Annotated in this window: 12 protein-coding genes; 2 read left to right on the plus strand and 10 right to left on the minus strand. The window is 45.4% G+C overall.

The genetic code is table 11. The features are described from left to right. Positions 1–110: 110 nt before the first annotated feature. Positions 111–311 carry a hypothetical protein gene (locus QFZ51_RS18970; protein ID WP_142687064.1) on the plus strand — a complete coding sequence of 67 codons (201 nt, stop codon included), beginning with the start codon at positions 111–113 and terminating at the stop codon, positions 309–311. Between the two features lie 342 nt (positions 312–653). Here the strand turns inward: QFZ51_RS18970 and QFZ51_RS18975 are convergent, their stop codons facing one another. The 3 genes from QFZ51_RS18975 to gyrA form a co-directional block, all read right to left on the minus strand. Further along, entirely contained in the window at positions 654–1,175 is a 522-nt protein-coding gene (locus QFZ51_RS18975; RefSeq protein WP_429048016.1) for a hypothetical protein, read from the minus strand. Further along, positions 1,102–1,917, minus strand: coding sequence for a tetratricopeptide repeat protein (locus QFZ51_RS18980; protein WP_429048018.1), 816 nt, complete (start codon positions 1,915–1,917; stop codon positions 1,102–1,104). Before QFZ51_RS18980 ends, QFZ51_RS18975 begins: the two co-directional genes overlap by 74 nt. Positions 1,918–2,076: 159 nt before the next feature. Beyond that, positions 2,077–4,683, minus strand: coding sequence for a DNA gyrase subunit A (gyrA, locus tag QFZ51_RS18985; protein ID WP_429048020.1), 2,607 nt, complete (start codon positions 4,681–4,683; stop codon positions 2,077–2,079). Positions 4,684–5,106: 423 nt separating this feature from the next. Here gyrA and QFZ51_RS18990 point away from each other — a divergent pair, with 423 nt between their 5' ends. Further along, positions 5,107–6,429, plus strand: coding sequence for a saccharopine dehydrogenase C-terminal domain-containing protein (locus QFZ51_RS18990; RefSeq protein WP_429048022.1), 1,323 nt, complete (start codon positions 5,107–5,109; stop codon positions 6,427–6,429). A gap of 86 nt (positions 6,430–6,515) precedes the next feature. On the opposite strand, the gene QFZ51_RS18995 is transcribed toward QFZ51_RS18990, so the two are convergent. The 7 genes from QFZ51_RS18995 to pdhA all read right to left on the minus strand — a co-directional run bounded on the left by QFZ51_RS18995 (position 6,516) and on the right by pdhA (position 11,749). Then, positions 6,516–7,193 carry an SIR2 family NAD-dependent protein deacylase gene (locus QFZ51_RS18995; RefSeq protein WP_429048024.1) on the minus strand — a complete coding sequence of 226 codons (678 nt, stop codon included), beginning with the start codon at positions 7,191–7,193 and terminating at the stop codon, positions 6,516–6,518. Positions 7,194–7,203: 10 nt separating this feature from the next. Further along, positions 7,204–8,070, minus strand: coding sequence for a DUF4349 domain-containing protein (locus tag QFZ51_RS19000; protein ID WP_429048026.1), 867 nt, complete (start codon positions 8,068–8,070; stop codon positions 7,204–7,206). Between the two features lie 108 nt (positions 8,071–8,178). Beyond that, positions 8,179–8,592 (minus strand): EVE domain-containing protein, encoded by a 414-nt coding sequence (locus QFZ51_RS19005; RefSeq protein WP_370913111.1) that lies wholly within the window; start codon positions 8,590–8,592, stop codon positions 8,179–8,181. A 34-nt stretch (positions 8,593–8,626) separates the two neighbouring features. Then, on the minus strand, positions 8,627–9,346 hold the full coding sequence (locus QFZ51_RS19010; RefSeq protein WP_429048028.1) for a (Fe-S)-binding protein: 720 nt from the start codon (positions 9,344–9,346) through the stop codon (positions 8,627–8,629). Positions 9,347–9,371: 25 nt separating this feature from the next. Further along, complete coding sequence (gene ribH, locus QFZ51_RS19015; RefSeq protein ID WP_429048029.1) at positions 9,372–9,872, minus strand: 6,7-dimethyl-8-ribityllumazine synthase; 501 nt, start codon at positions 9,870–9,872, stop codon at positions 9,372–9,374. A gap of 65 nt (positions 9,873–9,937) precedes the next feature. Next, complete coding sequence (locus QFZ51_RS19020; RefSeq protein ID WP_370913114.1) at positions 9,938–10,636, minus strand: tetratricopeptide repeat protein; 699 nt, start codon at positions 10,634–10,636, stop codon at positions 9,938–9,940. Between the two features lie 120 nt (positions 10,637–10,756). Continuing rightward, positions 10,757–11,749: a pyruvate dehydrogenase (acetyl-transferring) E1 component subunit alpha gene (gene pdhA / locus QFZ51_RS19025; RefSeq protein ID WP_370913115.1), complete on the minus strand. Its 993-nt coding sequence runs from the start codon at positions 11,747–11,749 to the stop codon at positions 10,757–10,759. Positions 11,750–11,867: the final 118 nt, after the last annotated feature.

An 11,867-nucleotide genomic window follows, 5' to 3' on the forward strand; every position in this document is an offset into this window, starting at 1 on the left:
AATTCCCTGTTCACCGAAACATCCCGTCAACACCGCCTTTGCTGATGTAATTTTACTACAGAAACTATAACAAAACATTCTTCATCTAATCATTTTAAAAAGACAATATCATGAAAAAAAGCCTGATCGCCGCTGTAGTAGTAATGAGCATTTCTGCTGCATCTTTCGCACAAGCACCAGCTGCTAAACCTGCAAAGAAAGCTGCTAAAACTGAAGCAAAAGCTGAAGCAAAACCAGCTGCTGACACTACTAAGAAAGCCGCTAAACACGAACATGCAAAGAAAGCTGCTCCTGCTGCTAAAAAAGCATAACGAGTACATACAGCGTTTGAGTTAATTGTCCCGCAAGTCTTTCCGGCTTGCGGGATTTTTTGCGGAGGTTGTCTTTCTCGCTGATTACGCTGATTATACTGATTACCTGGATTTTTACTTTTGGATTTTTCTTTGATTTTTTAGATTTTCTTATAATACTATTTAAGGGGGATAAAAGCGAATATATCCGCTTCTATCTCCCTTAATTCTTTATAAAATCCAAAAGTAAAAATCAAACTAATCAGTATAATCAGCGTAATCAGCGAGAAAGACAAAATCCGCAAAAGCAAAAAAAAGAGTCCGCTGTCAGGCGGACTCTTTCCAAGAATATCAATACGCGGTTTATTGTTTAGCACCTAAACCGTCCAGTTTCTTTTTCACTTCTTCTACTTTTGCAGTGTTGTTTTTGATCGCGTAGATCTTCTGCAGTGCATAGAGGCAGCTTTCGTAAGTTTGTTTGTCACTTGCATCGAGGCTGCTGGCTTTAGCGGTGAAGCCGGCATCAGCTTTCTCGAAGAAAGGCAGTGCCTGACCCATCAGTCCTTCTACTTTTCCCTGTAATTCTTTTGCTTTAGGAGAAGTTTGCTGTTTGCTGTCCAGGCCATTCAGTTCTTTGTTGAAAACAACTGCGCGGTTAAAGTACAGAGCTCCCAGCTGGAAGTTAGCAGTAGCATCGGCAGGATTCATTTCGATCGCTTTCTTATAAGCTGTTTCTGCTTTACCTATCAGTTCTTCGTAGTTAGCTGGTTTAGGAGCATCACCGCCTTTATCATCGCGGGGATTAGCCAGGTTATCTACGCGGATAGCGTAATCCAGTACAGCTGCCTGGTCGGTTGGATTGTCGGCGATTTTCTTTTCCAGCATCGTCAGTAATTCGTTGGGTTTTACCTGTTTTGCTGTAGAAAGCCATTTCCATATCGTTAAAGCGTTTATCCTTAGGGAATAAAACTTTAGCCTGTTCGATTGTTTTCAGCCAGTTTGCCTGGTCGCCTTTTTCTTCATACAGCTGACCCAGGATTACATAGAGAGCAGGTTCTCCTTTGAACTGCAGATCGGCTGCTTTTTTCAGGTAGGTAAAAGCATCATCTTTTTTACCGGCCTGGTTGGCAGCGTAACCAACGTAGAAAGTGAGGGCAGTATCTGCAGGAATAGAGCCACCAAGGTTTTTACTGTTGTAGAAGTCAGCTACTTCAAAAGCCTGTTTGAAGTTATACAGGGAGGAATCCCATTTCTGTTCATTCAGGTTAGCATAGCCGGCGTTGGCAATAGTAGCGTATACATTGAACAACGGCTGGTTCATTTCCAGCACGGCTTCTTTCATTTTAGGATCTATCTCCAATGCTTTTTTGAAGGCGGCAAAAGCTTCTGTTGCCAGTGCAGCGCTTTTCTGCTTGGTGCCCATAGCTTCCAGGATCTTACCATCTACCAGCCATGTTTTAGCGTCGTTCTTGGTCTTTTCATTCTGTAATGCTGCGTCAATATCCGCTTTGGCTTTTTCCAGATCTTGCTTCTTCAGGTTCTCATCCGCACTGCTAACTTTTGCCCGTTGTGCCATAACCGATACACCGGCCGTGCAAAAGAGAAGAGATACCAATAATTTTTTCATGCTTTTGTTTTTTTAGTTGCTGATTACAATAAGAGTATGGTGCTCCAATAAATAGTAATACAACCAGTAGTATAGTTACCACTAAAAGCTGGCTGTATTTTTTTTATCAGAAACCGGTAACAGACCGGATTAAGGACCTGTTACCGGTTATAATTTTATTTATTCTTCTGTAGTGTCAGTAGCTTCACCGTCGGTTCCTTCCGGTGTATTGTCATTTTCACCTGCTTCAGGTGTTTCATCACTTGCTACAGCGGGCGTTTCGCTACCTTCTTCGCCTTCTTCCAGTAGTATTACTTCTTCTTCCTGTTCATCCAGTCGTGCTACAGCTGCAATTTCGTCGTTGTCATCCAGGCGGATCAGGCGTACACCCTGTGTGGCGCGGCCGGCTTCGCGGATATCTGCAACGGCCATGCGGATGGTGATACCGGACTTACAGGTGATCATCAGGTCATGTTTCTCCGTAACATCAAGTACAGCTATCAGGTTACCGGTTTTTTCTGTGATGTTAATGGTTTTCACACCTTTACCACCACGGTTGGTGATACGGTATTCCTCGATGTTGGTACGTTTACCGAATCCTTTCTCAGAAACCACCAGGATGGTTTTCTGTTCATCTTCCTTATTAACACAAACCATACCAACCACCTCGTCGTTGTCGCTGTCTACCTCAATTCCTCTTACGCCGATGGCGCCACGACCGGTGTCGCGTACCGTAGCTTCAGGGAACCTGATAGCGCGACCGCTCTGGATGGCCATCATGATCTGGCTGTCACCGGTAGTCAGTTTGGCTTCCAGCAGTTCATCGCCTTCATTGATGGTAATGGCATTCACACCGTTCTGACGCGGACGGGAGAACTCTTCCACCATCGTCTTCTTGATGATACCCTTCTTGGTACAAAGTACAATATAATGGTTATTGATAAAATCTTTATCACTCAGGTCTTTAATATCGATGATAGCGCGGATCTTATCATCAACCGGGAGCTGGATCATGTTCTGGATGGCACGTCCTTTACCGCTCTTTTCCCCGTCCGGAATTTCATAGACCTTCAGCCAGTAGCAGCGGCCTTTTTCCGTGAAAAACAGCATGGTATGGTGTGTAGAAGCCACAAACAGGTGCTCGATATAATCTTCATCACGGGTTTTACCGCCGATGGCGCCACGGCCTCCGCGTTTCTGCTGACGGTAATCGTAGGCAGAAGTACGCTTGATATATCCGAGGTGGGAAATGGTGATCACCACATCTTCTTCTGCGATGATATCTTCTATCCTCATTTCGCTGGCGAGGTACTGGATTTCTGTCTTACGTTCGTCGCCGAATTTCTTCTTCACTTCTTCCAGTTCTTCGCGGATGATCTTCATACGTAAAGATTCATCAGCCAATACTTCTTTCAGGTAAGTGATCAGTTTCATGATGTCGTCGTATTCAGCGCGGATCTTATCGCGTTCCATACCGGTCAGACGTTGTAAACGCAGTTCCAGTATAGCCTTCGACTGTAACTCAGACAATCCGAATTCTGTCATCAGCCCTTCCCTCGCAATATCAGGTGTAGCGGCGGCGCGGATCAGTGCAATCACCTGGTCCAGGTGATCCAGTGCGATCAGGTAACCGGCGAGGATATGCGCTTTTTCTTCTGCCTTACGCAGGTCGAAGCGGGTTCTTCTCACTACTACTTCATGACGGAAGTCGATGAATTCCCCGATCATATCTTTCAGGTTCAGGATACGCGGACGGCCTTTTACCAGCGCCACGTTATTGATACCGTAAGATGTTTGCAGTTCGGAATATTTAAATAACTGGTTGATGATCACATTGGAGATCGCTTCTCTTTTCAGATCAATTACCAGGCGCATACCTTCACGGTCACTTTCGTCACGTACATCGGAGATGCCTTCAATAATCTTATCATTTACCAGCTGTGCAATTTTCTGGTGCAGTACTGCCTTGTTGATCTGGTAAGGCAGTTCATAGATCACCAGTTTTTCACGGCCGTTTTTAGCGGTTTCGGAGGTAATTTTGCCTCTTACCACTACTCTGCCCCTGCCGGTTTCAAAACCCTGTTTAACGCCTTCAAAACCATAAATAACACCCCCTGTTGGGAAATCCGGTGCTTTAATGTGTTTGATCAGCTCTTCTATAGTGATCTCTTTGTTTTCGATGTAAGCGATAGCGCCATCCACTACTTCGCTGAGGTTGTGGGGCATAATGTTGGTGGCCATCCCCACGGCGATACCGGAAGCGCCATTCACCAGCAGGTTGGGAATGCGGGTAGGCAGTACCGTCGGTTCTTCGAGCGTGTCATCGAAGTTGTTGGTAAAGTCCACCGTTTCCTTTTCAATGTCTTCCAGCATGGCTTCTGCGATCTTCTGCAGGCGGATCTCCGTGTAACGCATGGCAGCCGGCATATCGCCATCTACCGAACCGAAGTTACCCTGTCCGTCCACCATGGGATAACGCATGCTCCAGGGTTGCGCCAGTCGTACAATGGTGTCATAAATGGAAGCATCACCGTGCGGGTGATATTTACCCATTACCTCACCCACAATACGCGCTGATTTCTTGTAGGCCTTGTTACTGTGGTTGCCGAGTTCATTCATTCCGAATAAAACACGCCTGTGCACAGGCTTCAGACCATCTCTCACATCGGGCAAGGCACGGCCCACGATCACGGACATAGAATAATCTATGTAGGCCGTTTTCATTTGCTCCTCGATATTTATCTGGACAATTCTCCCTTCCTGATGATTTTCCGTATGCTCTGTCATTTTGTGTGTTGATTTACAGTTTTTTCTGCGTAAAACAGATAAAGGCAAATATAGCCATTTCAGCCCTTATTCCGGCCTAAAAATCAAAGAATGTGAATAAAAAACGCCATAGGGATTAACGCTTATATTGCAATATCGATATATGATTGATTTACACAATGAATGACAACCATTTATATAGCATTTGTGTTATAGTAAAACAACCCTGATTTTGATTTAATTGCAATATGTTAAGACACATTAATATATTAGAATATAAATATTGGCAAAGTATTTGTTTCTAAGAGGCTGATAATCAATTGTTCGAATCAACGGAAAACATATATATAATAAGAACAAATCCGAATTTGCTTAAAAATTCGAACATTAGTATAAAAAGTGCTGTTATTCCCCTGATTCTTAATCACTTTTCTAAAGAAGACTATGAAGAACATACTGTTGTTTGGAGCCGGTAAATCGGCCACCAGTTTGATCGACTATCTGTTGGCAAATGCACCGAGGCAAAAATGGCATATCACTGTAGCCGATCACGATCTTTCGCTCATCAAATCCAAAACAGGAAAATCATATTATGCTACCCCCGCCGCACTCGATATTAAAGACAGCGCGGCCAGACAACAACTCATCCGGGATACCGATCTCGTCATCTCCCTGCTACCCGCTACCCTGCACATTTTAGTGGCCAAAGATTGTCTTACTGAAAAAAAGAACCTCCTCACCGCCTCTTATATCGACGAAGAAGTACGGCAACTGCAACCCGAAATTGAAAAAGCCGGGTTACTCTTCATGTATGAAATGGGATTAGACCCGGGTATCGATCACATGTCGGCCATGAAACTCATTCATTCCATCGAAAAGAAAGGCGGACAGATCTTCTCCTTTAAATCCTACTGCGGGGGCCTTATCTCCCCCGACAGCAACGATAATCCCTGGCAGTACAAAGTATCCTGGAATGCCCGGAACATTGTAATGGCGGGCGTTTCCGGCGCCACCTACAAAGAAAAAGGAAAGGTAAAGGAACTTAGCTACGAACAACTGTTTGATCATACCAAAACGATCCAGGTACCTGGCTTCGGTAAACTGGCCTTCTACCCCAACCGCGACTCACTGGGATATATGCAGGCGTATAAGCTCGAAGAACTGGCCACTTTTATGCGTGCCACCCTCCGGTATCCCGACTTCTGCGAAGGCTGGAACGCCCTGATGAAGCTGGGCCTGACAGACGACGGTCATAAGATTGCCACGGATAAGCTTACGTATACTGAGTGGGCCACCAAATCCGTTAAAGAAGGAACAGGCACCCCGGAAGAGAATATGGCCCAGTTTCTGGGCGTTAGCACCAAGTCCAAAGTGATCCGCCAGTTAAAATTCCTGGGATTATTAAATACAGAAGTCATAAATTTAGGGGAGCAAACCAACGCAGGCGTTCTCCAGTTCCTGGTGGAAAACAAACTTAAAATGGAGCCTGCCGACAAGGACATGATCGTAATGATGCACGAGATTGAGTTTGAACGCCGCAACATGGCCACCAGGATGCACAGTTACATGATTGTTCAGGGCGAAGACAGCATACATACCGCAATGGCTAAAACAGTGGGACTTCCGCTCGGCATCATGGCCAAAATGATTCTCCAGGATAAGGTAACGTTAACAGGACTACAAATACCGGTAATGCCGGAAATATATAACCCCGTTCTAAAAGAATTAGAGGAGTATGATATCAGATTTGAAGAAAGCTTTGAATAAGCGCAAAGTTATTTTTTTCCTATGATGGACTCTAACCGGGCACAAGGACTTGTGATACCTCCCCTGAAGTGGGGAGGTTTTTTATTTTACAGGATACTTAATAATTCCAGCACGCCTTCTGTAGCGGGCTTTTCAATCAGGTGCAGGTTATCCGCTTTTCCTACTTCGGGAATTTTCCGGTCGATGATATACACCGGCACGTCCGGTTTTACATACTGCAACAAGCTGGCGGCAGGATATACCTGCAGGGATGTTCCCACCACCACAAACACATCGGCCTCCCATACTTCCCGTGCGGCCTTTTCAATCATAGGCACCGCCTCGCCAAACCAAACGATGTGCGGGCGCAGCTGTCCACCGTCTTCTGCGAAGTCACCCATCTTAATATCCTCCCGGATATCATAGATCAGCGCTTCATTATTCACGCTGCGCATCTTGAAAATTTCCCCGTGCAGGTGCAGTACTGTAGTGGAACCTCCTCTTTCATGGAGGTCGTCAATATTCTGAGTGATGATCCGCACATCATACTTTTCTTCCAGCTTTGCCAGGCCTGTGTGTGCAGCATTGGGAAGCGCCGCCTTCACGTCCTGCCGGCGGCCGTTGTAAAAGTCCTGTACCAGGGCGGGATTCTTCTCCCAGCCTTGCGGAGAAGCCACTTCATACACATCATAGCCCTCCCATAATCCATCCGTGTCTCTGAAAGTCCGGAGGCCACTTTCTGCGCTGATGCCGGCTCCGGTCAGCACCACCAATCTTGGTTTCATGTGAATTCGTTTATAGGTTTACGTTAGCTGGGGTTTTACGGGATTTCCATCTCCCTATTCCTCTTTTTATAAAAATAAAAATAAAAACAATACCAACAATCAAAGGCCATGCACTCAATATGCCCAATGCAAAAGATAAAAGCCCGTTCCAGCCATCTTTAAACGACAACCACGAGCGTTGCAGGAATCCCGGCGACTGCGGATCTGAATTGGCAAACGTCTGGTAATACTCCAGGCTGATATTGCTGTAGGCCACATGATGATCCATGTACTGCAACCGGCCCTTTGCGGATTCTATTTCTTCACGGATGCCTTTCAGCTGTGCCTCCACTTCCAGTATTTCTTTTACATTCTTCGCCTGCTGCAGGATCTGCACATAACGCTGTTCTACTGCCAGCCGTGCTTTCATACGGGCGTCGAGGTCTACATATTCTTCTGTTACATCAGTGGAGGTAATACTTTTTTCATCTACCCCGGAGGCGCCGCCAGTGAGGCTTTCCACGCATTGCTCAAAGGTGGCTGCCGGCACCTTTATGGCTACCTCATTCCGCCATTGCATACTGGTATTTTCCTGTTTTTCACTGGCAATGTAGCCACCGTATTTTTTAACTGTATCGGCTATACGCTTTTTACAGGCTTCAAAGTCAGAAGTGGAAAAGCGGAGCACCGCATTCTTTATTATTTTTTGGGAGATGGGTAAGGCAGGCGCCTGATCAGCTTCGCTTTCAGACAGGGGAAGCTCGTCGCTGGCTACTGCGGCGGCAGTCATGTTGGCTTCCGTTTGTTTGAATTCAGTTGCAACCGGCGCGCTATGGTTGCGGCAGGCCGGCAATAAGGCTACTGCTGTGCAAAGGGCTAATATGAAGGAATGTTTCATGAGCTGGAATTTTCTCTATGATGAACATCTTTCACGAATTCCATAAACGGCGAAGGTTATCTTCCATAAGAAAGATAACCTTCGCCGTTTATATCTCTGGTAAAGTACCTACTTCTTCATACCACCCATTTCCATGATCGCCTCAAATTCTTCCGGCTTCACATCACACACGGATAAGCGACCCTGGCGGATAAGCGACAGGTTGGCCAATCGTTTTTCAGTTTTCATCTGTGCCAGCGTCACCGCCTTTTTAAATGGCTTTAATGGTTTAAGATCTACCACCACCCAGTTTGGATCGGGTGTAGTGGGATCCTGGTAAGCTTCTTTGGCAACAGTGGCCAGGCCTACTATTTCCATCCCTTCATTGCTGTGATAGAACAGTACCTGGTCGCCTTTTTTCATGCCCCGGAGGTTGTTGCGCGCCTGGTAGTTGCGCACACCATCCCAAAAGGTGATCTTATCTTTTACAAACTGATCCCAGGAATATTTAAATGGCTCAGATTTCACCAACCAATAATTCATATAGCAATTAATTTTCGTAATCAGATAGTTGGAATTACCAACCGCTGGCCAATACATCTGCAATGTGCATCACTTTGATGTTGGTACCGTGCTTACGGATATAGCCATCCAGGTGCATGAGGCAGGAAAGGTCGGTGGAGATCAGGTAATCGGCGCCGCTGGCAACGGCGTTGTTTACTTTCTGTTCGCCCATTCCCATGGAAATAGGTTCAAACTTAACGGCGAAAGTACCGCCAAATCCGCAGCATACTTCGGCATCGTTCATCTCTTTCAGCTCCAGTCCTTTTACTTTTTCCAGCAGTTTGCGGGGGCCTTCTTTGATATGGCATTCCCGCAGTGCGCCGCATGCATCATGATAGGTGGCTACGCCGTTGAGGGTAGCTCCCAGGTCTGTTACATGCAATACGTCGGTGAGAAATTCGGTAAATTCGAAGAGGTTTTTCTTCAGCAGTTTCACATCATTATGTGCGGCTGAATTATCGAACAATTTGCCATAGTAGTTTCTTACAAAACCGGTACAGGAACCGCTGGGAGCAACAATGTAGTCGAAGGTTTTAAAGTCCTTTACAAACTTGGTAGCTACGGTACGGCATTCATCCTGGTACCCGGCATTGTAGGCCGGCTGACCACAACAGGTTTGTTCCGTGTTATACATTACATTACATCCCAGTTTCTCGAGTACCTTCACCATATTGAAGGCGGTTTCAGGAAACAGCTGATCTACAAAACACGGTATAAATAACTGTACATTCATCTCTATAGCTTTTAGCGATTAGCCCTTAGCTCTTAGCTAACTTTCTTTGCAATGCAATCATCTTCAGTGCAGTAATGGCAGCTTCTTCCCCTTTATGGCCGTGGGCCCCGCCGAGTCTGTCCTGCGCCTGCTGTTCGTTATCTACCGTCAGAATTCCAAATATAACAGGAACGGGTAACTGAAGGTTCAGGTGAAGGATACCTTCTGTTACAGCTTTACACACATAATCGAAATGAGGTGTTTCGCCACGGATCACGCAACCGAAAGCAATAATAGCGCCAGGCTGTTTGCCGGTGCCTTTGGTGGTTTCCCAGTATTGCTTACAGGCGTAAGGTAGTTCGAAAGCGCCAGGTACAATTATTTTTTCTGATTTGGTGATGTTATACTGTTTGAGGGCTTTTTCACAGCCGTTTACCAGTTCATTCACGATGGCATCATTCCATTCGGTATACACCATAACAACACTGGCATCCTCCAGGTTGAGAATGCCAGCGTCATTTAATAAGCTCTTATTGTGCTCGGACATATTCTATAGCTTTGGGCTGTTGGCAGTTAGCTGTCAGCTAAAAACTAACAGCTAACTGCTAATAGCTAGTTCTTTACATCTCCCAGTCTTGCCAGGTATTTATCCATTTCACGACCTTCGTTGGTGGTCGGGAAATTCTTTTTAATTTCCTGATAGATAGCGATTGCTTCCTGCGCCTTACCAGCTCTTTCCAGGGCCTGGCCTGCACGGAACAGGTATACGGGGGCAGTCAGTTCATTATCATTATAGTGACCTGCTTTCTTGTAGGATTCAATACCTTCTTCAGCTTTATTCAGCTCCATGTAAGCGTCGCCGATCAAACCGTAGGCAGTAGGTTGCAGCAGCAGATCATTTGAACTAAAAGATTTCAGCATGTCAATACCCTTCTGGTATTCGCCCAAACGGATGTAGCAAACGCCTGCGCTGTATTTAGCGAGGTTACCGGCTTTGGTGCTGCCGTATTTATCTGCTACCTGGATGAAACCGTAGTTATTACCGTCGCCGTTCAGTGCCAGTTTGAATGAATCTACCGCGAAGTAGTTTTGCGCATGGAAAATCATTTCCTGTGCTTTATTTTCATTGGGCTGTTTTACAAAACGGTTATAAGCGAAGAAACCGCCTACCACTACTACTACAGCCAATACGGCTATAGAAATAACATTTTTGTTTTTATAGAAGAAATCTTCCGCCTTGTGCATGGATTTCTCCAGGTCAAAATCTTTTGTAGGTTGAGGCACGGTGGCTTTATCTTTAGTTTCTGCCATTGTAAGGTGTAATTGTGATTGCTTGGTTATTAAATATAGGGTTTAGCTTTAGGCTTTAAGCCTTTAGCAGATGCAGCTTTGCTACATTTACTAAAGGCTTAAGGCAGATAGCTAAATACATTAGTCAACGATGAATGGATAATCTTCCTGAACGTAAACGTCTTTCAGCAATTCATCATCGGCTGGCCACGGAGATTCTTCTGCGAATGTTACACACTCTTCAACTTCCACTTTTACGCGTTCGTTGATTGCTTCAATTTCTGCTTCGGTAGCCCATTTATTTTTCTGAATAACTCTCAGTACTTCGTTGATCGGATCTTTCTCCTTGTATTCTTCGAGTTCTTCTTTTGTGCGGTATTTAGCGGGATCACTCATGGAGTGACCACGGTAACGGTATGTTTTGATTTCCAGCAGGGTTGGACCGCCGTTTTCACGACCGCGTTTCACCGCTCTTTCGATACCATCATGTACAGCTTCGCAGCTCATACCATCGATAGAATCGGCCGGCATTTCGTAAGCATCCGCCAACTTATAGATATCCAATACGTTGGAGGTACGTTCTACAGAAGTACCCATGGCGTACATGTTATTTTCACAAATGAAAATCACAGGGAGCTTCCAGGTCATGGCCATGTTAAAGGTTTCATGGAGGATACCCTGACGGGCAGCGCCATCACCAAAGAAACACAACACGACGTTGTCTGTTCCTTTGTATTGCTCTGCAAGCGCCAGTCCGGCACCTGTACCTATCTGAGCTCCAACAATACCGTGGCCACCGAAGAAGCCATGTTCTTTAGAGAAAAAGTGCATGCTGCCTCCCTTTCCTTTCGAACAACCGGTTGCTTTACCATACAGCTCAGCCATACAAGCTTTAGCGGAAATTCCTTTTGCAATTGCCAGCGCATGGTCGCGGTAGGCCGTGATGAATTTATCCTCGGGCTTGGTAGCAGTCATCGCACCAGCAGCAATTGCTTCCTGTCCTATGTACAAATGACAAAAGCCACGGATTTTTTGCATCCCGTACAATTGGCCTGTCTTTTCTTCAAAGCGGCGCAGCAAAAGCATCAATTCATACCAGTACAGATATGTCTCTTTGGTGAATTTCGTCTTCACGTCTGTTTTAGTTTGCACTCTTTCTAAATTTGTTCGCAAATATAACAGGAAAATCGTAAAATATAAATATCAATTCTAATTCCCATTAAATTATGCAATTTCATCAATTTCAAACAGT

This window comes from Chitinophaga sp. W3I9 (assembly GCF_050434025.1).
Taxonomy (GTDB): Bacteria; Bacteroidota; Bacteroidia; order Chitinophagales; family Chitinophagaceae; genus Chitinophaga.